This is a genomic window from Glutamicibacter sp. 0426, assembly GCF_001906485.1.
Taxonomy (GTDB): Bacteria; Actinomycetota; Actinomycetes; order Actinomycetales; family Micrococcaceae; genus Glutamicibacter; species Glutamicibacter nicotianae.
On sequence record NZ_MPBI01000002.1, the window covers coordinates 81251 to 106278 of the forward strand.

A 25028-nucleotide genomic window follows, 5' to 3' on the forward strand; every position below is an offset into this window, starting at 1 on the left:
GCCGGATGCGTGGCGGAACGTCCTGCGGGCCCCGTGCTGTGCCGCGCAGCTAGCGCAGCGTGATGGTGGTGGCCATGGCCGGGGAGCGGCCGGTGGTGACGAAGCCGGAGATATTGGATCCCGGATGCTTGATGATGTCCGTGATGGATCCCAGGTGGCGGCTCAAATCGATTTTGTCTTCCGGGGCTGCCAGCACCAGGTGGAAACCGAACTCCTGCAGCGCGCGGATGCCCGCCGCGGCATATTCGGAGTTGGCCTGGATGAACGCCTCGTCGATCATCACCGTGCCGAAGGAGGTGAACCCGGCGGTGGCGAAGCCGAGCTGGTAGGCCAGCGCGGCGCCCATGATGAACGAGGTGAAGCGCTGCCCCTCGCCGCCGGAAAGGGTGCCAGGTTCCAGCCCGGTCTCCACCTCGCCGTTCGGCTTGTGCTCGTTGCAGCTGATCACCACATGCTGGCGCACGTCCAGCACCGTCGAACGCCAGGCCGAAAGGCCCGGGTCGCTCAGCGCGGAGACCAGCGCCTCCAGCGCCTGGTAGGAGCTGGCCAGCGTGCCCTCGTCCTTGGTGGTGTAGGCGTCCTGCAGCGCGTTCTTCAGGTCCTTGCGGAAGGTGGCCGCCTCCACCGGGATGGAGCTTTCCACCTCCAGGCGCAGTAGCGAGCCGTGCTCGAAGGCCACCTCGCCGAGGATCTGGTTCAGCGGCTTGATGCGCTCGGAAATCATCCGGCGCTCCTCGTCCAGCAGCTGCAACAGGTCGCTGAAGCGTTCGTAGGAACGGTTCGCGAAGTATTCGCGGAACTGCGCCTCATGGTGAGGCAGGCCATCGGCCACAATCTGGTCGTGCAGCTGCGCGTAGTGCTCTGCGGCTTCAGCGGTGGTGCCGTGGGTTTGCCCGTGGGAGGTGCCGAACTCGCGGGCGAAACGGCGGAAGGTTTCGCTCAAGGCGCCACCGATTTCCTGGCGCCGCGACTGCAGGGAATTGACCTGGCTGCCCAACTGGAGCTTGACCTCGGCAAAGGCTTCGCTGATGTCCTCGCTGGCAGGGCAGTCGCCGGCGGCAACCTGCTGCAGTACCGGGCCCAGCAGCTGATGCTGGCGCAAGGCCGGGGGAATGCTGTCTTCCCATCCGGAATCCAGCTCTTCGCTGGCAGAGAGGATCTGCTGCGCGCGCTGCACCTGCAGCTCAAGATCTGCAATGCGCGAGCGGACCAGCGCGAGGTCGCCGACCAGCGTTTCGGCTTCGGCCTTCGCCGTTTCAATCTGCTGGCGGACCCGGGAGGAGTCCCCGGACAGCGCCAGTGCGTCGCCGAGCTTCTGCTCGCTGCGGCGCAATGCCTCCAGCGCTTCGGAGGCATCGAGCTGGCCGAAAGTCCGCTCGTCGGCAATCAGCGCCTGCAGCAGCTGGGCCTTGGCCACGACCTTGTTCTTCGCCGCGCTGCGCTCGTCGGCAGCCTGCTGGGCCTTGATGATCTTCTCGTCCAGCCGCGCCGCCTTGGACTGCAGCTCGGCGATCTTCGACTCGTTGGTGAAGCCCAGCAGGTACTCGGACGCCGGCAGGGTGCGGGTGTCGCGCTCAAAAGTTCCGGTGCCGGACTTGATCGTGCCGGCCGGGGTGATCGCCTTGGGGTGCACATGCATGGCAGCATCGTTCTCGACGCAGGCCAATGGATAGTCGGCGGTGATCTTGGCTTTCAGCCAGGCCCCGGCGTCGCCCGGCGCGAAGTCCAGCTTGGTGACCAGGTCTGCCGGGCCGGCCTGCGCGGTGCGCGGCTGTTGCGAGATATCGCTCCACCTCACACGGCCCAAGCCGTCGAGCCGGTCGATGGCGTGGGTGACCTGGGCGAGCAGCTCGCCCGGAACCAGCAGGGTGCGGGCCAGCGAATGCAGGGACTTTTCAGCGGCCAGGCGCCAGCTGCCGGCATCGGCCGAGACATCCATGAGCTCGCCAGCGAAGGGAAGCTGTTCTTCCTTGAGCGAGCAGGCCGAGGCAATGGCGCGGCGGGCGGCGATCGACCGGTCGTCGATGTTGCTGGCCCGGCGCTGGTAGGAGCGGATCTGCTCGGCCAAGGTTTCTGCGCGCTTGCGCAGGTTGACCAGGGTGGCCATGGCCTCGTACTCGACGGTCTGGGCATCATGGGTAATCGAGCTGAGCTGCTGCAGGGTGCGCGCGGCATTGGCCCGCAGCTCATCCAAGCCGGTGGCGGAGAATTCAAAGGACAATCCGGCATCCGCCGCCTGCTGCTGCAGGGTGCGGATGAGGCCTTCCTTCTCGCTCAGCGCCTTGCGGGCCACATCGGCTTCGCGCTCCAGCAGCATCAGGGAAGCGGAGCCGGCCGAATCGTGGGCGGCTTCCAGCGACGCCAGCTGGTCATCGAGCTGATCCTTGCGCTGGCGCAGCTCTGCTTCTTCGGCCTTGAGCTTGGACAGTTCGGATTCATGGGAGGCCAGGTCATTGCGCAGCACCAGCTGGCGGACCTGGGCTTCCAGGGTGTTCACGTCGCTTTCGAGCAATTGCCGGGTGCTGGCAATTTGCCCGGCCAGGTCGCGGTAGGCCTGGTCCTGCTCGGGCACCTGCGCCAGCACGTCGCGCTGGGCGCGGGCGGTATCCAGCTGGCGGTAGATGCCGCGCAGGTGGGCGAAGTCCTCCACTGCCGCGGCGGCGGCCTTCAGCGTGGCTGGTTCTTCCAGCACCTCATGGCGGAAGAACTGGTTGACGCCCTTGGCCAGGCCCTTGCCGTTCTGCAAGGTACGCAGCAGAGCGAAAGCCTTGTCGCTTTCCACTCCGAGCCGGCGGCGCAGGCGCTCGATGAACGCCTTGTGCGTATCGAAGGCTTCGCTGGGTGCCAGAGCCTTGGACAGCGAGGACACAGTGAAGCGACGCGGTCCGTGGTTTTCCAGCTCCGCGATATCGACCTTGCCCTCGCACAACAGGTAGTGCTTGGAGACCTGGCCTTCCAGACCGGCGTCGGGCAGGTCGAAGACGGCGCCGGCGGTCACGGTGTTGCCCATGCCGTCGTCGTAGCTGAGCACAATGGCGCTCCACGTCGCGCCCGGACGCTGGTAGACGGTGCCGGCACTGGTCTTGAACTTGCGCCCGCGCATGTAGGAGAACGTGGTGCGGCGGTCCTCGCGGGTGGCCGCATCATTGGCCGATTCGTTCAGCCGGGGAGTGGCGAAGAAGACGTGGCCCATCGCATCGAACAGGGTGGATTTGCCTACGCCCGGATGGCCGGTGACCAGCGTGCCGGCGCGGTCCACCGCCAGATCATGCAAGCCGTGGAAGGTGCCCCAGTTGACGATCTGTACTCGGCTCAGGCGATGCTGGCCTGGGTTGAGCGCCCCGCCCAGCGGGAGAGTCATTTCAATGCTCATCGGTTACTCCTGCACCAACTCGGGGGTCTGCTCTGCGAGGTCTTCAGTGTCATCGGCGGCCAGGCTGAACGCCGGGTCATTGGCGTCGATGGCCGCAATGTAGCGCGGGATGTCCTGGATATTGGTGATCGGCAAGGCCATCGCCAGTGCCGGGGAAATGCGGAACTCGTTCTCCAGCTCGGTGCCGGTGAGCAGGCGCAAGGACTGCAGGCGGGTGATAGCGGCATCGCAGGATTCGGCAAAGCGCTTGTCGTCACGGTCCGATGCCTGGCGGTGCTCGGCCAGGATCTCGTGCATGCCTGTCCGCGAAATCACCGCATCGCTGCCGCTGCCCGAATGCTGCTCCAGCAGCAGCCGCAGGCGCAGGGCCAGCAGGGTTTCATCGCGCTTCAGCGGACGGCGCGGAGCGATCGGGGAGGTGTGGACCTGTTCGATCTGGACCGGGGCCAGCATGGCGATCTTGCGATCCATGTCCAGCCGCAAGGCCAGGAAAATCTCGGAGAAGTAATCGCTGATGCCCTGCTGCTGGTCCAGCAGCAGCTGCCACGCCGAAGGATCGGTGGATCCGTCCAGGTAGGGGCCGCGCAGCAGCCGGACCAGCAGCTGGCGCAGCGGCAGCGTGAACTTTCCGGTATCGCCGTCGAATAGCGGGTCGGTGATCGGTGCGGCGTATGAATCGCTCGTGGTCATAGCGGCTCCTTCGTAAAGCTCAACGCGGGCAGGATAGCGGTTCGCTGAGAACCATCGAGTTGCTGGAATTCAATGCTGAGCAGGTCGCTCTCGTTCAGCGGCTCGCCATTGGTGCGCCCGATCTCCACCAGGGCGCGAATCGTATTCAGGTGCCGCTGCTCGGCATCCAATGATTCAAAGACGTCATCGAGCCGAACCGAACCGGAACCGGACTGGCCCAGCTGCCGGGTGATGGATTCACGCAGCAACTGCATGTCGGCCTGGGGTGTCGACGGGTTGCGCACAATGTCGGCTTCGCTGAATTCCGGCGCCTGGGCCAGCGGCGGCGGAGCTACATGCTCGGAGGGGTCATAGATTCCAAGCCCGGCAAGGGTGACGAACTGCGGGGCGAACAGCTCCATGGGGGCCAGGCCGCTGCGCGGCTTCAGGCTCGTGGACTTGCTGATCGCCAGTTCGGCTTCGCGCACTGCTTGGCGCAGCAGCTCGGCCTGCTTGTAGTCCTCGGACTGGACGAAGGCGTGCAGGGACTCGGAGAGCTTGCCGTAGGAGGCATGGACTTCAGCCGCCTGGCGGCGCAGTTCACGCAACAGGTTGGTGAGGATCTGGCGTTCGGTGGTTTCCAGATCATCGACGAAGTCGCGTTCCAGGACCTCGGCCAGTGCCGCGCGGAACCGCTGCTGCGCTTCGGGGGAGTTCAGGAACTCGGTGAATCCGCTGAAGGTTTCGCCTTCGGCGGTGGAGCGCAATTGGCGATCGGCTTCCAGCACCTGGCCCACGGCGACGCCCTTTGCAGTGGACGCATCCAGAATTCCTTCGCGCAGCGAGTGGAGCATGTCCTGGACGCCATCGCGCATGCGCCGGAAATCCGCAGGCAGGCTGGAGGCCAGATCGAGCACTGAACGGGTGGCCGACAACGCGGTGGTGCGGGAGAGCACCGCCGGATCGTCCCCGCTGCGCAGCTGGTCGATTTGGGCTTGGCGCAGCGCGATCTGGGATTCGAGGGCACGGATACGCGCTTCGGGATCCGGATCCGTCTCGTGGGCCAGCGACTCCAGGGACGAGAGCAAAGTGTTCAGGCGCGAGGAGTTCAAATGCGAATCGTCGGTGGAGAAATCCGCCAAGAAGCGCAAGGTGCGCAAGGTCTGCGCACTGGGTTCATAGACGAAGCGCCCGTCAATCAGCGGACGAGCCAGGATTCCCTGCTTGACCCAGGTCTCGGCGAAATCCTGGGCCGAATAGGACGCAGGGATCTGGTCATCGCTTTTGCGTGCCTGCTTCAGGAAGGAATCCAGCGAGGCATGGAAAAGCTCCAATGCGATACGGGAACGATCTGCGGTGAACTCTGCACGGATGAACGCCACAGCCCACGGCTGGGCGGTCAGAAGCCGATACGCTGCCGAGCTTTTGAACTGCTGGGACTGAAGCCACAAACTATTCGCGCGGTGCGAGGGCTGCATGTACTTCCTTGATCTTTGAAATGCCTAACCAATCAATTCTAAATCATTGGACTCCTTCCAAAATGTGAGCTCCCTAAAAGCTGGATGATAGGCAACGTTCTGTTTCGACATTTCATTGCGAAAGGGTTTTACCCCCAGCACTACCTGTGTAGGGTCGAAAATAGCAGATGACAACTAGTTTTCTTCCGGCCCTGCAGGCGCGGTGGAGGTCATGGAGGTCGCAGCCAATGAAAAACCTACGCATTGTGATTTCACTCGGGCTGGTGCTGGGCCTTGCCGCGTGCAGCACGGCGCAACCGCCCTCAGCACCGTCCACGGATCCCGCTGCCATTGAAAAGGCCGAGCAGGAAAAAGCACGCGTGGACGGCGTCAAGGCCGAGATCAACCGGCTGGCTGACGGATACGACTATGACGCGGCGATCAAGCTCGCCAAGGCGGACAGCGCCGAAGAGCTGAACCAGATGGTTGGCGGCCTGGAAGATGAGAAGAGCCAAGTTTCGGCGTGGGACGAGCCGGACCAGATACCCCACCTGTTTTTCCACTCGCTGATAGTCGATCCGGACCGGGCCTTTGACGGCAGAAACAGCTCACAGGGCTACGCCAACTACATGGTGACCCAGAAGGAATTCGCGGCCATTCTCGAAGAACTGCATGAGCGCGACTATGTGCTGGTCAACCCTGAAGACTTCGCTTCGCCCGATAATCAGGGGCAGATGAAGTACCGGGACATCATGCTGCCCAAGGATAAGAAGCCACTGGTGCTGTCCGTTGACGACCTGAGCTATTACGAATACATGGATGGCGATGGCTTCGCCAGCAAGCTGGTGCTGGACAAGGACGGCAAGGTCCGCAACGAATACGTGGATGCGGAAGGCGAAACACACGTTGGCGCATACGACGTCACCACCATGGTCGATGACTTCATCGCCGAGCATCCCGACTTCAGCTACCGCAATGCCCGCGGCCTCATCGCGATGACCGGATACAACGGAGCCTTCGGCTACCGCACCTCGGCCAGCCAGTACCCGGAAAGCACGACGCTGGAAGCCGACCAGAAGATGGCCACGAAGATCGCCGAGGCGATGAAGGACAGCGGTTGGGTGTTCGCATCGCATTCGTGGGGGCACATTGCCACCGGGACCGACAGCATGGCTCGGCTCAAGCGCGACATGAAGCTGTGGAAGGACGAGGTGGAACCGATCGTGGGAAAGACCGGCCACTTCATCTATCCATTCGGATCGGATATTGCCCGGACCCAACGCTACTCAGGTGCCCGCTACGAGTTCTTCAAGGAGCAGGGCTTCGACTACTTCTACGGCGTTGACGGAACCATCCGCGCATGGATGCAGCAAGGAGATGAATACCAGCGGCAGATGCGCATCAACGTGGACGGGTTGCAGTTCGCCAAGGAAGAACGCGGCGACCGTCCAGTTCTGGACAGCTTCTTCGATGTTCAGGACGTGATCGATCCGGCCCGCAAGTGACCGGACCAATCCGCACCCAAGCTACAAGGCCATGAACGCACCGAGCTGGGAGAGCGTCGACGGGTTGGACGGCAGGTAATCGGTGAGCCGTTCGCTGCGCACGATGACAGCCTTCCATTGGCCGCGGGAAATCGCCACATTGATGCGATTGCGGTTGAGCAGGAACTCGATGCCACGCGATGCATCGGCGGCGCTGGAACACGCCATGGTCACGAGCACTACCGGGGCTTCCTGGCCCTGGAACTTGTCGACCGTTCCCACCCTGACATCCGGCAGCCCCTCGGCTTCCAGGACCTCGCGCACCAGATTCACCTGCGCGTTGTAGGCGGCTACCACCAGGATGTCGTCGGCGGCCAGCGGGCGGGCCGGCTTGCCGGGGCCCGGGCTCCACAGCATGCCCAGATGCTCGCGCACCAAGCGGACAATGGCCTCCGCTTCTTCCACGCTGCTGACGGTATTGCCCCGGTGCTCAACGAACACCGTTTCGACCCCGGCTTCGGTGCCTTCCAGCACCCGCAGCCCGGCGGCATCCGCCGAGAACAGCTGGTGGTCATAGCTCAACGCCGACACCTTGGCGCACAGCTGCGGGTGCATCCGCCATGAGGCCGCCAGGAAGTAGCCCAACTCGGCGGGCAGCACCGGTTCGCCACCGGAGAGCCAGCCCAGCGCGGATTCATCCACCGGCTGCGGATGGGTGCCCTGGGTGACCTGCGGCAGCTGCTGCGGATCGCCGAGCAGCAGCAAATTGCGGGCCGCGCGGGAGACGGCCAGCGTATTGGCCAAGGAGAACTGCCCGGCCTCATCGATCACCAGCAAGTCCAGGCTCCCGGCAGGAACCTTCGAACCGGTCAGCGTCCAGGCGGTGCCTCCAATGAGCGCGCCGCCGGGTGCATCCAGCACCTCGGCCACGGATTCCTTGGACGTGCCGGTCCAAGGCACCGGATCCTTGTGCTTGACTTCCTTGGCCACCACCTCGGGATCCACCCCGGCTTCCACGGCCTTGCGCAGCACATTCTCAACCACCGCATGGGATTGGGCCACCACCCCGATCTTCCATCCGTAGTCGATGAGTTCACGGATCACATGCGAAGCGACGAAGGTCTTGCCGGTGCCCGGGGGACCCTGCACCGCTAGATAGGAATTGTCCAGGTCCTTCAGCGTTTGGACCACGGCAGGATAGACCTGGGCCTGGCCGTCGACCAGTTCCGGTTCAACCGGCGCCGACAGGGTCTTCAGGCGTGGCGGAATCCGCCGCAGGATGTCGATGCCCGGCCGTTGCGGGAGCACCGGCACGGTGGCGCCAACTTGCTGGGCGATCTCGGTGAGCGCCGCATCGATGCTCACGGTCGCCAACGGCTTGTCGGGTGCCAGGGCGCAGGGAAGTGCACCGTAGGCAGGAATCTTGCCGCTGGATTTCTCCGCAATGGTGATCCAGCCTTCTCCGAGCTCGACCACCGTGGCATTGAATGCGCCGCCGCGCACGGAGTCGTCCACTGCCATGCCCTCGGGCAACGGGGCATCGAACATGGCGAACACCGAAGAGCCGGGGGAGAGCAGCGAGCCTTCGGCCAGCGTTCCCTGCAATTTCGTCACCCGCGTGTAGGTGCGCGCCCGCTCTGTGGCCTTATGCCAGTCCTCGAGCACTTCCCCCGAGTTCACGATGAAGACCCCGCGGACATCGCTCCAGTCATCCATCGGCGCGGACAACCGATCGAAGTGCTCCCACCAGAATTGCTTCTTCTCGCGGCGGTTGTACCCGGTCGCGGCGGCGACCATGGCGATCGCCCGGTCATCATCGCTCAGCGCCTGGCCATGGGGCAGCTGCGCCAGGTAGTCCTGCAGCCTCAGCTCCTCGGGGGTGGGCTCGTACTCCTCGCCAGCCGCGGGAGGCTCGGGCGTGTCCTGAAGCGTGCCGGGCGCCTGGTCGATGAGCGTGAGCAGCCAATCCCGCAGGCGCAGCGTTGACAGGCAGTCGTACTCGTTGTAGTCGGCAATGGAGGCCAGGATGGACGCAGCTGCATCCTCGTTCTCCGTGTCCCGTGCCAGCATGTACTGGGCGTAGGCGACCACCGACGCACCGGCATCGGTGACATCGCCGGAGCGCAGGTGCTCGCCCATGTAGAGCGGTTCAAGCTTCTTGATGGAGTAGGAGCGGGTGGACACCACCAGGGCATTGCGCACGGTCTCATAGAGATCGACGAGCAGATTCTCGCGCAGCCACTGGTCGACTTCGTCCTCGCCGGCGATGTGCACCTGGGAGAGCTTGCGCAGCGCAGTCTTCTCGTAGGGCGCGTAGTGGTAGACCTTCATCTGCGGGTAGCGCTGGCGGCGCTCCTCGACATAGGCGATGAAGTCCAGGAACGCTTGGCGTTCCTCGGCGCGGCTATGCGCCCAGAATGGCTTGAATACCGGCGCGCCGGTGTCGTATTCGACAACGCCGAAGAGGTATTCCAACCCCCAGGAACCATCGGACGAGTCCTGGTAGAGCGGGTCGCCCTCGAAATCGAAGAAGATATCGCCCTGGTCGGGGCGCGGCAGGGAAGAGATCGGGCCGGCGTTCTTCACCCGGTAGGACACGCCGTGGGCGCTGCCATCCGCGGTGGCCAGGCCCAGCTGCATCTTGGCCTGGTCGGTGACGCGCTGCAGCGCGGTGCGCGGCTCGGCGTCGAGCCCGGCGAGCTGGTCAATGGTCGTAATGCCGCGGGCGCGCAGCTTTTCACGCTGCACCATGGACATCCCGGCAACCAGCAGCAGGTCGCGCGATGCCTGGGCCTGCTCTTCGCAGTAGTCGCACCGGCCGCACAGGCGCAGTTCGTCGGAATTCCACTCGACCGGCTGGTTCTTCGCACGGTGCTTGTGCACCATGGCCAGGAAGCGTTCGCGTTGGGCCCGGAAAACCGGCAGCACCTCGTCAACGCGGTGCACCGAGTGGGTCCCGTCGCCGAGGACCAGAGTTGCCGAGGTGGATACAGGGATGTCCTCTGCCAGCATCTGGTCGGCGTAGGCCGCGATCTGCAGCAGCGCGCTGACCCTGGCATGGCGGGCGAGCTTGGTATCCCAGACGGCCCAGGTGCCATCCGGCTGGCGGACCAGGAAGTCGGCAAAACCAAGGAAAGCCCCGTCGAAGAAGGTGGCCTGGAAAATGACATCGGCACCGTTGCGAAGCACATCCATGGTCGCTTCGTGGGCTGCCCGCAGGCCGGCCGGGGTCATCTGCGGACGGTCGGCGAACTGCTTGACGCCGGTCCCCGTCTGAGGGTCGTAGTCGCCGTAGGTCGCGATCAGCTCCTTGAGGACGTTCTGCTCATGGGCGTCGCCAAGCACCGCCGTGCGTTCGAGCATCTCATCCCGTGCCATATCCGGCTTGGGACGCAGGCCGAGCTTCACATCCAGCAGGTACAGGGACTGGTAATTGCAGTCAACAGAGACCGACAGGTCGCTCGCTGAGAAGATGAACTGATCATCCAGGAAGAACACGGGGCCTGGCCCTTTCGCTGACTCGATTCTTACCTAGTCAACGTAGCACCAGACCCCGACAGATTCACTGTTCCCGTTTAGGAGAGCTCCTCTGCCTTCTTCTTGGAACCGCCGAGCACCAGCGAGAGCAGGGCCACGCCGGCAGTCACCGTGTTCACTGCTGGCCACGCGCCGATTTTCTTGGCCAGCGGATGGGACGCACCGAAGCCGCCGAGGTACGCGCTGGCCAGGGCCACCGCCTTGCCGCTTCCGGCGTCCTTCTTCCACAGCAGGAACGCGCCAACGCCGGCGGCACCGAGCACTACCGCGGCCAGCGGACGCTTCTTCGTGGCGCGGCCGGTAGCGTAGCCGCCCAGCAAACCGGTGGTGGCCAAGGCAGTTGAAGCGATGCGGGACATGAGACTCCTCCAAGGGATATAGCAAAGTGTTTCGCTATGCAGACTATGCCTGCCACCTGTGATGTTTCCCAGAATGCCGGGAAATGCGCTCGCCGGACAGCCGGTAGCAGGCCGGGCTTGCAAGAATGAGTCATGTTGGATGCCACGAAGGAGCAGGAATGAATCTAGATATTGCCCAGGCTTGGGACCGGCTCGCGCAGCCGGTGGACGTGGCCTTGAACCAGTGGCAGTGGCTGATCCTGGCGTTCCTGATCCTGGTCTTGGTAGTACCGCGTCCGGTATGGAGTATCACCGGGCTGTACTCCACGCTGATCCATGAGCTCGGCCATATCGTAGCGGCCTTGTTCACCGGCAGGTACGTGGCTGGCTTGCGGTTGGGTTGGGACCATTCCGGGGAAGTGCGCAGCATCGGCCGGGGCAAGTTCTCCGTCATCATTGCCGGGATCTTCGGGTACCCCGCACCCATTTGGGTTTCAGCGTTGATGCTGTGGGGGATATCTGCGGGCTATGCCGGGCGGGCCCTGGGAATCTATGCGTTGCTGTTCCTGCTGGCGCTGGTCTTCGTCCGCAATTGGCCGGCCTTTGTCGTGTGCACGATCAGCGCAGCAGTGGCATTGGGAGTGGTCTTCTTTGCGCCGGTCGATGCCTACCTGTATCTGGCATTGCTGATTGCCGGGTTCCTGCTGCTGGCGGGCTTGAAGGACTTCGTGAAGCTTCTTGCGGTGCACCTGTGGAGGCGCAAGGATATTGCCCAGTCCGATGCGTACTTGATCGCTGCGGCGACGCAAACCTTTCCTTCCTTGTGGTTATTGGCGATCGCGATTCTGGGATCCGGAGGCCTCTGGTGGGCGCTGTTGAGCCTATCGGGACTGTTATGAGTCCCGGCGCAAATCGCGTTTGGCTTTCATTCGGCCAGCGGTCCAGGCGGCCGCGGCAACCAGCCCCATGGGCAGCAGCTTCATCTTGCGTTTCGGACTGGTTGAGGGATCCGCTTCCATATCCTCCAGCGGGTCGCCACCGTGCTTGATCCGGATCTCCTGGGCCTGGACCAGGTCCTTGTACGAGGCCAGTTCCTGCTTCGCTATCAAAGTGTCATCGCGCAGCGGAAGCAGCACATCATCAACGGCCGGCATGCCGGTACGCAGCTGGCGGAGGCGGATGAATTCGATATCCACCAAGGCCCCGAGGAGCAAAGCGATATTGCTGATCCAGCAAGCAAGGACCAGGATGATCACGCCGCCAATGGTTCCATAGGTGGCGGAGTAGCTGGCGAACTGCGAAACGTAGATGCCGAAGCCGAAGACCGAGAGCCCCAGGATTACCAGAGCGGTCAGGGTACCGGGCGAGAACCAGCGGAATTTCGTCGGCTTGACGTTGGGGGTGAAGTAGTAGAGCAAGGCCAGAACCAGCAGCAGCATGATGAGCATCAATGGCGGCTTTGCGATATTCAGCATGAGCACGAAGCTGTCGCCCATGCCGATGATGTTGCCGATTGCGCGGGCGACGGAGCCCGAAGTCAGCAGGAGCACCAAGGTTACGACGGCAACGAGCATGATCAGCACGGTGATCAGGAACATTTGCGGGCGGCGCTTCCACTGCGGGCGGCCTTCCGGTGCACCGTAAAGCCGGTTCAATGCGCGGCTGAATGCCGTGACATAGCCAGAGGTACTCCACAAGGCGCCGAGTGAACCGACGAGGATTGCCCAGAATGTTCCGCTGGCCTGGGATGCCAAGCCTGCGAGCAGCTGTTCGGCGGTGTCGAGCAGCTGCTGCGAGTCGCCGCTTGCCGATTCACCGTTCGGGGCGAGACTCTGCTCGAGCAGCTCCATGATCCATTTGGTGCCGCTTTCGCTGGCACCGGCCAAGGACAGCAGCGAAATCAAGGCCAAGAGGCCGGGGAACATGGCAAGGACCATGAAGTAGGACAGAGACGCCGCTATATCCAGCCCGTCATTGCGGAAGAATTCCCGCAGGGCACGGGGATAGCAGCTCAAGGACTCCTTGAACCGTTCTTTCGTCATGCTGTTTCCCAGTGGCATCGAGTTCCCCTGTCTGACTGATGAAATCAAACCTACAGTTCCGGCTTCTTGAATCACATTACCTAAGGGCAATTTAGTTGACACGTTGCTGGAACTGCGTGGTGTGTTTATTGCACGCTGAGATCTTGAGGGCGTTGAGAGCCGAGGGGATCTGCCGGGGAGAAATTGCCTCGTTCCGAATGCCGTGCATGCTGCGTAGCGGATCCAGATTGTGCAGCTTCGTCGATGCGGAAAAGCAGCCTTGAAGGGTGCTGGAAACCGCCCGTGAGTGGATTGCAAGCTATATCACAGTGTCCTGATAAATATCCACTTCATCCGAGTAACATTTTCGTCGCTTGATCAGGGGTTCGGAGCGATTTCGCGGCCAGATTTTAAATTTTTTTCTGACCAATTGACCTGTATTTACGGGGTTTCTGACCGTTTCCTGAGTTGCGAGGGTGGTGGGTTGGTGCGTTATGGTCTTTCATAACGTTTCGATAACACTCGCAGTGTTATGGGGAAACAGGTACTGCCGGGACTTCCAAACCGCTCGCCAGGGCAGTATTTAATCAAAGTCGAAATGCGACGCTGAGCGGTGCACGAGGATGGTCTAGGAAGACCTGAGCGCGGGAAGAGCAACTGGAGAATCATGATCCAGCAGAAGACTAAGAACTTGATCCGTCGCGGTGGAGCCTCGCTGGCCGCCGTAGCAGTTGCCGGCACCGCAATCGTTGCCGCAACCGCACCAGCAAACGCCGCAAGCACCTGGGACAAGCTGGCCCAGTGCGAGTCCGGTGGCAACTGGTCGATCAACACCGGCAACGGCTACTACGGTGGCCTGCAGTTCTCGCTGTCCACCTGGAAGGCGTTCGGCGGCTCGGGCATGCCGCACCAGGCTTCGAAGGCCGAGCAGATCCGCATTGCAACCAAGGTCCAGGCATCGCAGGGCTGGGGCGCATGGCCAGCATGTACTGCAAAGCTGGGCATCAGCGGTTCCCCTTCGGGTTCCTCGACTCCGCAGAAGCAGGCTCCGAAGCAGCAGGCAGCCCCTAAGCAGCAGGCCGCACCAAAGCAGCAGGCAGCTCCGAAGCAGCAGTCGGCACCGACCCAGAAGCAGGCTCCTAAGCAGCAGGCAGCTCCAAAGCACGCTGCTCCAGCTCCGAAGGCACCAGTGTTCAACATTGATGTGACCGACTCGGGCAAGGACTACACCGTCAAGTCGGGCGACACCCTGGCCAAGATTGCCGACAAGCTTGGCGTCAAGGACTGGCGTGGCCTGTTCGTCTTGAATGACGACCAGCTGTCCAACCCCGACTACATCATGGTTGGACAGACCCTGAACGTTCCAGCGAACTAATTTCGCTGAGCTTCCGAAAACCCGCATCGCGTACTTCTGCGCGCTGCGGGTTTTCTGTATTGAAGCGGCCGGCAGCGGAACGGTGGTCTTGCAGGTATAGGCTGAGCAGCATGCTGCATTCCGAAGAAGAGCGCGCGTCCATGGAGCACGTCCTGGGCTCTGAGTTCCATGAGCATCAGTTGCTTGAGACAGCAGGCAACTGGCCCGTTTCCGGGCCCATAGCCTGGTGGGGTGGTCCTCTGGATGTGGAGCAGCTCGCGGCACGATCCGTCGGGTTGGTCTGCTCTGCACTCAATGCGCTTGCTACTCCGCCACTGCGGGCGGCATCAGCGACGGCGGACATCGCAGCTGCTTTTGCGTCCTCTGCCCACCTGCGGATCGCGGGGGAGAGTACGCAGGGTTTTGCCCCGCACTCGGGCTTCTACCGAACAGCCGATGGCTGGATCAGGACGCACGCGAATTACCCTCATCATGAGAGTGCGCTCAAATCTGTATTAGGGATGTCCTCGGGTAGCGGCATAGCCGATGCGCTGGCAGGCCTGCCGGCACATGATGCCCAGGAGCGCATCGTGGCGGCCGGCGGCGTTGCCGCGCGGGTGCGATCCCGGCAGCAGTGGCTCAGCTCCGCCGAGGGCAAGGTGGCAGGCAACGGGCACTGGGCACAGTTCAGCATGCGTCCGCTCGCTTCGGCACTGTTCTGGAAATATGATCCGCGTGCGGGATTGCCCCTTCAAGGGTTGAAAGTCCTGGATCTCACACGGGTGATCGCCGGACCCACCGCCACCAGAACCCTCGCGGCCTTCGGTGCCCAGGTCTTGCGCGTGGACGGTCCGCGGCTTCCGGAACTGCCTTGGCAACATGTCGATACCGGGTTCGGCAAGCGCAGCACGGTGCTCGATGCGAAGAGCGCAGCGGGGCGGGCAAAGATCCATGAACTGCTGCAGGATGCCGATGCCGTCATCCTGGGCTATCGCCCCGGAGCCTTGGCCGCGGCGGGGCTTGGCCGGGATGAATTAGCCCAGCGCTATCCGCGGCTGATGATCGCTGAACTGGGTGCGTGGGGCTATTCCGGGCCCTGGGCCCAGCGGCGCGGGTTCGACAGCGTCGTGCAAGCCGCCACCGGCATTGCGCAAGCCTATAGCGGCGACGGCAGGACTCCCGGCGCTTTGCCGGTGCAAGCCTTGGATCATGCCACCGGCTACGGGCTGGCTGCTGCAATCATTGCCCTGGCTGGCGCCCGCAGCGCCCAAGGGCGAACCGGGGCGGTGCGATTCTCCTTGGCTCGGACGGCTCATGCCCTGTTTGCCTTAGATGAAGAGCGCGAATGCCCTGCTGATTTCGGCAGTGGCGTGCAGCTGCGGCAGATGGACAGTTCTTACGGGATGCTTGAATATGTTCCACCGCCCTTCAGCTTTGCAGGCCATGCAATGGATTATCCCCATCCGCCGGCGCCGTACGGAGAAAGCAAACCAGCCTGGAGCTAGGAAGCCAGCAGCGAGCGGGCGAAGTGCAGGGCCGGTTCCTTGAAAGCCGAGGACAGTGTCAAGAAGCGTTCCCGGCTGTCATCGCCAGGCCAGTGCGCGGGCAGCATGGATCCGGGCAAACCGGGGTCGAGGTAGGGGAGCGTGCGCCATGAATCGACCATCGCCACATATCCCCGATAGGCGCTGGATGGAGTGCTGTCGCTGGCATCGAGGGAATTGGTGTTCTCCAGGAATGCCTGATGCAGCGCGGCCAGGCGCTCAAGATCCCACCATGCACTGGCGGCCTGCTGCGGCGTGCCGGGGAAGTGCGGCTGCTGCGCAGTGAACAGCGTTGCGTGCTCTCTGGCGCCCAAAGCCATGAGCACTGCCGTGGCTTCCTCGCGCAGGTACTCGGGGAAAATCCATAACCCGGATCCCAGCATGCCTCCGCCAAGCTGCAGGAAATGCTTGCGTACCTGATGGCGCACGGAGCGCAGGCTCTCCGGCAGCGAGTAGGCGACCAGGCACCAGAGATCAGCGTCCGACATCTGCCGTGGCGTGAAGATTCTCCGGGTGCCGCGCTCGAACATCTGCTGCGCCGCGCTCGGCACGCCCAAGGTGGATGGCTGCCCGGCTTCCAGCACTCCGCGGTCGATCAGCCGGGAGATGGCGGTCTGCGCCGCAGGAGCCGAAATCCCGGCGGCCTGTGCCAGCTCCACGATGCGGGTTCGCGCCACTGGTATTTTCTCGTGCCTGATATACAGGCCGGTGATCGTACGGATAATCGATGTCGCGCTTCCGCTTCGCGCCTCGAAATCATCGAGGCTCAGCGCGGTAAGCGAGGTGCTACTTGCCAATTTCGGTACGCACCGCGAACAGTTCCGGGAAGAAGGTCAGATCCAGGGCGCGCTTGAGGAAATCGACTCCCGAAGAACCGCCGGTGCCGCGCTTGAAGCCGATGGTGCGCTGGACGACGCGCATGTGCCGGAAGCGCCATGCCTGGAAGTTGTCCTCGACATCCACGAGGTCCTCGCAGGCCTGGTAGAAGCCCCAGCGGGTGTCCTCGGATTCGTAGATGTCCTTGAAGACCGGAACCAGCGCCTCCTGGAACGCCCATGGCTTGGTGACGTCGCGGGACAGCACTTCGTCGGGAATGCTGTAGCCATGGCGGGCCAAGGCGGCCAGGAAGACGTCGTAGAGGCTTGGTTCGTGCAGCAGCTTGGACAGCAGCTCGTGCGCCTTGGGATCTGCCTCGTGGACCTTGAGCATGCCTTCATGCTTATTGCCCAGGATGAATTCGACGGCACGGTACTGGAAGGACTGGAAGCCGGAAGACGAGCCGAGGAAATCGCGGAACTGCGCGTACTCGCGCGGCGTCAGGGTTGCCAGCACCGACCACTGCTCGGTCAGGGTCTTCTGGATGTGCTTGACCCGGGCCAGGCATTTCAGCGCCTTGCCGAAGTCGTCGACGCCCAGCAGGCGACGAGCCTCGATGAGCTCGTGGAGCATGAGCTTGAGCCACAGTTCGCTGGTCTGGTGCTGGATGATGAAGAGCATTTCATCGTGGTGCTCGGGAACGCTGACCGGATGCTGCGCGGACAGGATGCGGTCAAGGTCGAGGTAGCTGCCGTAGGACATCGTGTTCTTGAAATCGGTGCGGACGCCTTCTTCGATTTCGCGCTGGTTCTCGGTCTGGGGCTGCGGGGTGCTCATACGCTGATGTTATCAATAACATTGCGATCGTCACAATACTGAAAAAAGCGGCTCCCGCTACGAGCCAAAATGTTTTTCGGCAAATGGGAATACCTCGGGCGCCCCCGCCGTTGATACATGCATACGCATATAAATCGTGAAAGGCAGGAACCGTGAGCAAGTCAGTAGTCGTCATCAGCGGTGGACTGGGAACCCCATCAAGCTCCTCGCTGCTCGGTGGGCAAATCGGACAGAATATTGCCACCCAGCTGGCTGCCGCTGGTGTGCAGGCCGACGTGGCCAATATCGAACTGCGTGAGCATGCTGGTGAGATCACGAACAACATGCTCACCGGTTTCGCCGCCCCGGGCCTGCAGAAGGTCATCGATGCGGTAGTGGGTGCCGACGTGCTCGTGGCAGTGACCCCGGTCTTCACCGCCTCGGTCTCCGGCCTGTTCAAGTCCTTCCTCGATATCCTGGACCCCAAATCGCTGAGCGGGAAGCCGGTCGTGCTCGCCGCCACCGCGGGAACCCAGCGCCACCAGCTCGCCATTGACTACGCCATGCGCCCGATCTTCTCCTACCTGCGGGCGCAGATCATGCCGACCACAGTCTTCGCGGCCTCCGAGGATTTCGGCGGGCAGGGACTGTCCGGCACGCTGGCCGATCGCGCTCGCCGGGTTGCGCGGGAAGTCGTCCTGGCACTGTCGCTGAGCGAAGGCGAACTATCCGCGGACGCGGATTTGGGCGACACCCGTTCCATCGCCCCATCGGTCAGCGAATTCGCCGATCCCGATGACGATCTCACCTCATTGCCGTTCGAAGCGCTGCTGGCGAACCTCAAATCCGGTTCCTGAGCCGGCCTGTTTCCATCATTCTGGCCCCGTCGTCCTGCATCCATTCGGAGTGCTTGGGAGCGGGGCCAATTTTCTTCACCCATGCTTTCTTCCGCAGTGGCATCGAATTGCCGTGAAAGCGAAGCAATATGTTAGTACGATGTGCCATCAATACCGAACCTCGGTACGATCAAGAACCGTGAGCTAAGTCATTTCTCCGAGATGACGGCAGCTGAACGAGGTTTGCAGAGTAGTGAAAGGTGTAGCCGTCGATGCTATCCGAGGAAACAATCACGGCCATTGCCGATGAGCTGGTCCAGGCCGGCGAGACGCGGACTCCGGTGCCGCGCCTGACCGCGCGTTACCCAGAAATGACGGTAGAGGATTCCTACCGCGTCCAGAACCTGTGGCGCCAGCGGTCCGAAGCGGCCGGCCGTGTGCTGGTAGGCCGCAAGATCGGCCTGACCTCCCGCGCCATGCAGATGGCTACCGGAATTACCGAGCCTGACTACGGGATCATTTTCGACGACATGGTCTACGATTCCGGCGCCAAGCTGAAGTGGGAAGACTTCACCGGCGCCCGCGTGGAAATGGAACTGGCCTTCAAGCTCAAGAAGGATATCGAAGGCCCGCGGGCCAATATCTTCGATGTGCTCGACGCTACCGAATACGTCATCCCGGCCCTGGAAATCCTCGATGCCCGCGTGGAGATGGAAGGCCGCACGATCGTGGACACCATCAGCGACAACGCGGCCATGGGCGCCATGGTGATCGGCGGCAACCCGGTCAAGCCCGAGAGCATCGATCTGCGCTGGGTCTCCGGCATCTTGTTCAAGAACCAGACCGTCGAGGAAACCGGCGTCGCAGCCGGTGTGCTGAACCACCCCGCCGCTGGCGTGTACTGGCTGGCCAACAAGATCGCCCCGCACGGCGACAAGCTCAAGGCCGGGGAAATCATCCTTGCCGGTTCCTTCACCCGCCCCATGTGGGTCAACGCCGGGGACACCGTCTTTGCCGACTACGGACCGTTGGGAACTGTGACATGCCATTTCGAGTAGAGCCGGATCCGTCGCTGAAGGACGCGCTCAAGGACGCCGACCACTCGCTGGCCGGCATCTGGGTCTGCTCGGCCTCCCCGCTGGTCGCCGAGATCTGCGCAGGCGCAGGCTTCGATTGGCTGTTCATCGACGGCGAGCATTCGCCCAACGACCTGCAGAACATCCTGGCCCAGCTGCAAGCGGTGCGAAGCTACCCGGTAGTGCCGGTGGTCCGCCCTGCGGTCAACGACCCGGTGACCATCAAGCAGTTCCTGGACCTGGGCGTGCAGTCGCTGATCATCCCGATGGTCAACGACGCCGAGCAGGCCGCGGCTGCCGTTGCCGCCTGCCAGTACCCGCCCAAGGGCGTGCGCGGCGTCGGTTCCGCGCTGGCCCGCTCGGCCCGCTGGAACCGCATCCCCGACTACCTGGCCCGTGCCGACGAGACCATCACCATCATGGTGCAGATCGAAGCGGATGAAGCGGTGCGCAACGTCGAGGACATCGTCGCCACCGAAGGTGTCGACGGCATCTTCATCGGCCCATCGGACCTGGCCGCCTCCATGGGAGTGATCGGCCAGCAGAGCCACCCGGACGTGGTCGCCGCGGTGCTCAAGTCCATCAAGGCGGCCAAGGCCGCGGGCAAGTATGCCGGGGTGAACGCCTTCGACCAGAAGAGCGCCCGCGAATTCATGGCTGCCGGCGCGGACTTTGTCGGCGTGGGCGCCGATGTGGCGTTGCTGGCCCGCGCCACCGAAGCGCTGGCCGCAAGCTTCTCCTCCGAAGCGCAGGGCGCCACCCCGGACAGCTACTAGCCCGGGCGTTCTAGGCAACCCTTCAGCTCATCATTGCGCGTCGATCGAGGCCGGTCGGCGCCAATGGTGGCACCATTGAAGATGATGAGCCGCGAAAAGAAACCCATGAAGGCAGTGATGTTGCGCCTGCGCAACGGCTGGCCAATGCCCCTGGCGTTGCAGGGGGTCTTCGAGATACTGCAATCCGTGGTCTTTTGCCTTGCCCTGATCACGCTGCCGCTGGTCGCCGTCTATTTCAGCGGGGGCTTTCTGGAAGACTCCTTCGAGGCGATCCTGCAGTTCGGCGGCCTCATCTGGCTGCTCGTCCACGGCGTGCCGGTGGAGATCCTGAATCTCGGTCCCGAAGCGGACCCCAGCTCGGTGACCGGATGGCTCACGCTGATCCCCCTGGGGCTGTCGCTGGTGCCCTTCCTGTTCTGCCTGCGTGCCGGGCGGCGCATCGCCCGCGCATCCTACACCGACCAGCTCTGGCAGGGGCTGGCCGGAGCCTTCCTGGCCTACGGGGCCATCGGCACCGGCATCGGTTTCCTTGCCAATAATTCCTATGCGCGGGTCAATATCCTTGCCGCCGCCTTCATCCCGCTGATCATCGCCCTGCTGGGCCTGATTATCGGCGCGCGCCGAGAAGCCGGCTCCTGGGCCCGCCTGTTCGGTGTTGACACGGCCGCCTATATCCAGCGGATCTCGCCGCATCGCCGCTGGGCCGGATCCTATGTCTGGCATGTGATCGTCGCCGGATTCCTCGGCTATGTGGCCGCCGTGGGAATCTCCGGGTTGCTGCTGACCATCAACCTCGGTGTGCACTGGACCGATGTCGCCAACGTGTCCCAGGAGCTGCGCCCGGGACCGATCGGCTCGGCAGCGCTGACCCTGGTGCAGCTGTCCTTCATCCCGAATGCGGTGTTCTGGGTCTTGTCGTGGATCAGCGGCGGCGGGTTCAGCATCGGCACCGGCAGCACCCTGTCCACCCTGGAAACCACGGTGGGCCCGCTGCCGTCGATTCCAATGCTCGCGTCCCTGCCCTCCGGGGACATGGCCCACCAATGGCTGTTCCTGCTGATCCCGGTGGCCGCAGGCATCGTGGCCGGCTGGTACTTCCTGCGCGTGGGCGAGAACCACCTCGAAGACTGGTTTGCCCGCAGGATTCCCTTCAATGCCTTGTCGCTGGGGGCCTCGACCGCATGCTTGGCGGTCTTCACCGGGGTCGTGACCGGGCTGCTGAGCCTTGCCGGTTCCTGGCTCTCCTCCGGTTCCCTGGCCATCGGCCGGCTGGTCGAGATCGGCCCGAACATGTGGGCCACCGCCGGCGCCCTGGCACTGCAAATCGGCTTGGGCACCGCCATCGGCTACCTGATTGCCCCGCTCTTCGAAACCGACCCGGTGCTCGAAGGCTAGGTCAGGCTGGCCAGCACCAGCGGGTCGCCCTCGGGGCGGTTGATGGTGATCTGTCCCAGCGTCGCGGCGGTTGATTCTTCCATCACCAGCAGCACGGAGTCGTTTTCGGTGACTACCTGGATATCCTCGGCGGCAAGCTCAGGGTGCGAGGCGCGCATTTCGGAGACGGCGTTCTGAACCGTCTCGCCGCTGATGCCGGCAGGCATCAGGTAGGTGACGATTTCCAGGCTGTTCTCGCCGCCGTTGACCTTGAGCGGAACCCCGTTCTCCACCACGTAATCCATCGTCGGGCAGGTGGTTCCGGCGATCTCGTAGTCGCCGTCCTCTTCCACCGGCTCGGGAATGGCCACCATGCACAGTTGGCCTTCGTTGCCGACCGCGACATAATGCCGGCCGAGGTCCGAGGTGGCCAGCAGGTGGCGGGTTTGCGGGTCGTAGGATTCGGTGTCCTCGAAGCCCTCGGGAAGCTTGTCGTCATCGTCCTGCGTTTGCGCCAGCAGCGGCAGGTATTCCTCGGCCGAAGGGACCGGAACATCGCTTGGTTCGCTCTGGGGAGTCCCGGCCGAACATGCCGTCAGGGTGAGCAGCCCGGTGATTGCCAGTGCAGAAACTTTTCCGAAATATGCCTTTGGCATGGACGCCTGGCTCCTTACGTAGACCTGTTTTCGCGCATACGCCAAGAAGTCTAGCCAAAGGCCACAACCCATTCCATTGACCTGCTGGGTCCGTGTCGGGCACAGTTAGCTGATTTCCACACCCAGATCCCACAGGTGATGCACGAGATCATGCCAGGCATACTGGTTCAGCGTTTCCACGGTAAACGCGGCGCCGTTCGAGCGCAGGCCGCGGCGGGAATACTGCGCCGGATCCAGGCTCTCCAGTATCGCGGCGTAGCCCGCGGCATTTTTCCGCAGCAGCTCGGCGACCTGACCGGCTCCCAGCGCGTTGTAGTTTCCCGCCTCGGCCGCCTGGTCCTGGTCCCAGTTGGGGAACTCCGGTTCATCGCGTTCCAGCATCAGGGTGAAGCGCCCGGTCATCACCTCAAGCATTTCGGCGACGTGCGCCACGTACTCCTGCGCGCTCCAGCGTGCAGGGTTGGTGCGGATGGCAGCATCGGGACGTGAGAGTACCGAGATGTAGCGCTCCACGTGTCCAGGCAGCTGCTCAATGGCATCGCCCGGCGAGAAGCCGCGCACGTCATAGCCGCACTGCTCGCACACCGTATCCAAAACAATTGTCCAGTCCTTGCCGTCGGGAACTATCTGGCTCATCAAGACCTCCACATCGAACTGCGCTGTTAAGGCCAGTCTATGGCCGGTACAGCACGCGGGCATCGAATATTGCGGCAGCAGAGGAAACGCAGTGCAACATTGCGTCCGGGTTCAAGGGAGGCAAGAAGCGAACCGTAGAATTGAACCCATGCGCATTGTGGTTTTGGTTTCAGGTACCGGTTCTAATCTCCAGGCAGTCATCGATGCCGTCGCCAGCGGCGAATTGGAGAACGTCGAGATCGCTGCCGTCGGCGCAGACAAGCACGACACCTACGGGGTGGAACGCTCGGCTGCCGCCGGCATCGAGACCTTCGTGGTGAACTTCAAGGACTATGCGGACCGCGGTGACTGGAACCATGCGCTGACCGAAAAGTGCCTGTCCTACGCCCCGGACTATGTGGTGTCCTCCGGATTCATGCGCATCGTCGGCGAAGAGTTCATCAATGCCTTCGACGGCACCTACATCAACACCCACCCGGCCCTGCTGCCGTCCTTCCCGGGCGCCCACGGCGTGCGCGACGCCCTGGCCTACGGCGTGAAGGTCACCGGCTGCACCGTGCACATTGCGGATGCCGGGGTGGACACCGGTCCGATCCTGCGCCAGGAAGCCGTGGCCATCGAGGATACCGACACCGAAGAATCCCTGCACGAGCGTATCAAGGTAGTCGAGCGCCGCCTGCTCATCGCCACCCTGGCGGATCTGGCCCAAGGAAACTAGCCGGCGGCCCACCACGTAAAATTGGTGGGGAGATGAATGAATTGACACCGTTGCCCGGGCAGGCAACCGAAACCGAACTGTTCACCGACGAGGAACTGGCGACCGCGCTGAAGGTGCTCTCCGTGGTGCACACGCTGGACTCCGCGGATGAACGGCATATCGCCGTGCGCCGCGCGACCAGCAACATGTTCAAGGCTGCCAAGCGCTACCGCAAGTCGCAGAAGCGCGCCGAGATCAGCGCCGCTGACCGCGCGCTGATCGAGCGGACCGCCACAGGCTCGCCGCAGCGGCTGGACGACGAGACCCTGGGCCTGGATCTGAGCACCCCGACCCAAGGGCAGAGTGCCGGGGAATTCCGCAAGCCGCGCGGCTGCTACATCTGCAAGCAGCGCTACACCACGGTGGATGCCTTCCACCACTATCTCTGCCCTGACTGCGCCGCTGCCGGGCGCGAACGCCGCGATGCCCGCGCGGACCTGTCCGGCAAGCGCGCGCTGCTCACCGGCGGCCGGGCGAAGATCGGCATGCATATCGCCCTGCGCCTGCTGCGCGATGGTGCCCACACCACCATCACCACGCGCTTCCCCAAGGACGCTGCCCGGCGCTTCGCCGCATTGGAGGACAGCGCGGACTGGATGCACCGGCTGCGCATCGTGGGCATCGACCTGCGCGACCCCGCCCAGGTGATCTCGCTGGCTGACCGCATTGCGGCCGAGGGCCCGCTGGACATCCTGATCAACAACGCCGCGCAGACCGTGCGCCGCACCGCGAACTCCTACCAGCACCTGATCGAATCAGAGCTGCAGCCGCTGGCCGGTGAACTGGCCTTCGGGCAGGGCGGACCTCAGCTGTGGGGCGAGGCGAACCCGCCGGCCGAGCACCCGCGGGCGCTGGCCAGCGCCTTCCGGCTGGAGGATTCCGCGCTGCTGGCCCCGAGCACGCTGGGCGGGTACGACGCGCAGCAGCTCGCGGACCTGGCGATGACCGCCGGTTCAGCCTCCCTGGAGCGCATTGCCGCGGGCACCGCCATCGATGCCGGGGGACTGGTGCCGGATGTGGTCACGGAGAATTCCTGGACCCAGATCCTCGGGGATGTGGATGCCCTGGAAATGCTGGAAGTGCAGCTGTGCAATGTCACTGCGCCCTTCCTGCTGGCCTCCCGGCTGCGCCCCGCGCTGGCCGCCTCCGAGGCGCGGCGCAAGTACATCGTGAACGTCTCGGCCATGGAAGGCCAGTTCTCCCGCCGCTACAAGGGCGCCGGGCACCCGCACACCAACATGGCCAAGGCCTCGCTGAACATGCTCACCCGCACCAGCGCCGAGGAAATGCTCGCCACCGACCGGATCCTGATGACCGCGGTGGACACCGGGTGGATCACCGACGAGCGCCCGCACGATTCCAAGGTGCGCATGGTCGCCGAAGGCTGGCACGCCCCGCTGGATCTTATCGACGGCGCCGCCCGCGTCTACCAGCCCATCGTCGATGGCGAACGCGGCATCGACCTGTACGGCTGCTTCCTCAAGGACTACCAGCCCTCGCCGTGGTAG

General features: G+C 63.4%; 20 protein-coding genes. 10 read left to right on the top strand and 10 right to left on the bottom strand.

Annotated elements, in window-relative coordinates:
* Positions 1-49: 49 nt before the first annotated feature.
* Genes BKX98_RS05920 through BKX98_RS05930 form a run of 3 tightly spaced genes read right to left on the bottom strand, consistent with a single transcriptional unit; the run spans position 50 to position 5520 of the window.
* A complete protein-coding gene (locus BKX98_RS05920) occupies positions 50-3373 on the bottom strand; it encodes an ATP-binding protein (RefSeq protein ID WP_073706518.1) in 3324 nt (1107 codons plus the stop codon).
* A gap of 3 nt (positions 3374-3376) precedes the next feature.
* Positions 3377-4063: a DUF4194 domain-containing protein gene (locus BKX98_RS05925; RefSeq protein ID WP_073706519.1), complete on the bottom strand. Its 687-nt coding sequence runs from the start codon at positions 4061-4063 to the stop codon at positions 3377-3379.
* Positions 4060-5520, bottom strand: a complete 1461-nt coding sequence (locus tag BKX98_RS05930; protein WP_073706520.1) for a DUF3375 domain-containing protein — start codon at positions 5518-5520, stop codon at positions 4060-4062. The genes BKX98_RS05925 and BKX98_RS05930 overlap by 4 nt, the downstream gene beginning before the upstream one ends.
* 227 nt (positions 5521-5747) lie before the next feature.
* Here BKX98_RS05930 and BKX98_RS05935 point away from each other — a divergent pair, with 227 nt between their 5' ends.
* Entirely contained in the window at positions 5748-7004 is a 1257-nt protein-coding gene (locus BKX98_RS05935; RefSeq protein ID WP_073706521.1) for a polysaccharide deacetylase family protein, read from the top strand.
* Positions 7005-7025: 21 nt separating this feature from the next.
* Here the strand turns inward: BKX98_RS05935 and BKX98_RS05940 are convergent, their stop codons facing one another.
* The gene (locus tag BKX98_RS05940; RefSeq protein ID WP_073706522.1) at positions 7026-10481 is read right to left on the bottom strand and encodes a bifunctional RecB family nuclease/DEAD/DEAH box helicase; all 3456 of its coding nucleotides are present in this window, start codon (positions 10479-10481) and stop codon (positions 7026-7028) included.
* Positions 10482-10558: 77 nt separating this feature from the next.
* A complete protein-coding gene (locus tag BKX98_RS05945) occupies positions 10559-10879 on the bottom strand; it encodes a hypothetical protein (protein WP_073706523.1) in 321 nt (106 codons plus the stop codon).
* A 158-nt stretch (positions 10880-11037) separates the two neighbouring features.
* Here BKX98_RS05945 and BKX98_RS05950 point away from each other — a divergent pair, with 158 nt between their 5' ends.
* The gene (locus tag BKX98_RS05950; protein WP_073706524.1) at positions 11038-11757 is read left to right on the top strand and encodes a M50 family metallopeptidase; all 720 of its coding nucleotides are present in this window, start codon (positions 11038-11040) and stop codon (positions 11755-11757) included.
* Here BKX98_RS05950 and BKX98_RS05955 read toward each other — a convergent pair.
* On the bottom strand, positions 11752-12900 hold the full coding sequence (locus BKX98_RS05955; protein WP_073706824.1) for a YihY/virulence factor BrkB family protein: 1149 nt from the start codon (positions 12898-12900) through the stop codon (positions 11752-11754). The two genes, BKX98_RS05950 and BKX98_RS05955, sit on opposite strands and share 6 nt — an antisense overlap.
* A gap of 646 nt (positions 12901-13546) precedes the next feature.
* Here BKX98_RS05955 and BKX98_RS05960 point away from each other — a divergent pair.
* Entirely contained in the window at positions 13547-14254 is a 708-nt protein-coding gene (locus BKX98_RS05960) for a transglycosylase family protein (protein WP_073706525.1), read from the top strand.
* A 500-nt stretch (positions 14255-14754) separates the two neighbouring features.
* Entirely contained in the window at positions 14755-15738 is a 984-nt protein-coding gene (locus BKX98_RS05965; RefSeq protein ID WP_233125294.1) for a CoA transferase, read from the top strand.
* On the opposite strand, the gene BKX98_RS05970 is transcribed toward BKX98_RS05965, so the two are convergent.
* Together BKX98_RS05970 and kynA are read right to left on the bottom strand one after the other, a co-directional pair.
* Positions 15735-16574: a PaaX family transcriptional regulator C-terminal domain-containing protein gene (locus BKX98_RS05970; protein WP_073706527.1), complete on the bottom strand. Its 840-nt coding sequence runs from the start codon at positions 16572-16574 to the stop codon at positions 15735-15737. The genes BKX98_RS05965 and BKX98_RS05970 overlap by 4 nt on opposite strands.
* Entirely contained in the window at positions 16564-17430 is an 867-nt protein-coding gene (kynA, locus tag BKX98_RS05975) for a tryptophan 2,3-dioxygenase (protein ID WP_066140102.1), read from the bottom strand. Before kynA ends, BKX98_RS05970 begins: the two co-directional genes overlap by 11 nt.
* A 152-nt stretch (positions 17431-17582) precedes the next feature.
* On the opposite strand from kynA, the gene BKX98_RS05980 reads away from it, so the two are divergent.
* The 4 genes from BKX98_RS05980 to BKX98_RS05995 all read left to right on the top strand — a co-directional run bounded on the left by BKX98_RS05980 (position 17583) and on the right by BKX98_RS05995 (position 21492).
* Entirely contained in the window at positions 17583-18266 is a 684-nt protein-coding gene (locus BKX98_RS05980; protein ID WP_073706528.1) for a CE1759 family FMN reductase, read from the top strand.
* A gap of 251 nt (positions 18267-18517) precedes the next feature.
* Entirely contained in the window at positions 18518-19303 is a 786-nt protein-coding gene (gene hpaH, locus BKX98_RS05985; protein ID WP_038989991.1) for a 2-oxo-hept-4-ene-1,7-dioate hydratase, read from the top strand.
* Positions 19288-20097, top strand: a complete 810-nt coding sequence (locus BKX98_RS05990) for an aldolase/citrate lyase family protein (protein ID WP_198934348.1) — start codon at positions 19288-19290, stop codon at positions 20095-20097. The genes hpaH and BKX98_RS05990 overlap by 16 nt, the downstream gene beginning before the upstream one ends.
* A 105-nt stretch (positions 20098-20202) precedes the next feature.
* Positions 20203-21492, top strand: coding sequence for a DUF6350 family protein (locus BKX98_RS05995; RefSeq protein ID WP_038989990.1), 1290 nt, complete (start codon positions 20203-20205; stop codon positions 21490-21492).
* Here the strand turns inward: BKX98_RS05995 and BKX98_RS06000 are convergent.
* Both BKX98_RS06000 and BKX98_RS06005 read right to left on the bottom strand, forming a co-directional pair.
* A complete protein-coding gene (locus BKX98_RS06000) occupies positions 21489-22127 on the bottom strand; it encodes a hypothetical protein (RefSeq protein ID WP_073706529.1) in 639 nt (212 codons plus the stop codon). The genes BKX98_RS05995 and BKX98_RS06000 overlap by 4 nt on opposite strands.
* A gap of 105 nt (positions 22128-22232) precedes the next feature.
* Complete coding sequence (locus BKX98_RS06005) at positions 22233-22763, bottom strand: DinB family protein (RefSeq protein ID WP_073706530.1); 531 nt, start codon at positions 22761-22763, stop codon at positions 22233-22235.
* Positions 22764-22911: 148 nt separating this feature from the next.
* Between BKX98_RS06005 and purN the strand changes: the two genes are divergently transcribed.
* Both purN and BKX98_RS06015 read left to right on the top strand, forming a co-directional pair.
* The gene (purN, locus tag BKX98_RS06010; RefSeq protein WP_073706531.1) at positions 22912-23481 is read left to right on the top strand and encodes a phosphoribosylglycinamide formyltransferase; all 570 of its coding nucleotides are present in this window, start codon (positions 22912-22914) and stop codon (positions 23479-23481) included.
* Between the two features lie 32 nt (positions 23482-23513).
* Entirely contained in the window at positions 23514-25028 is a 1515-nt protein-coding gene (locus BKX98_RS06015; RefSeq protein WP_073706532.1) for an SDR family oxidoreductase, read from the top strand.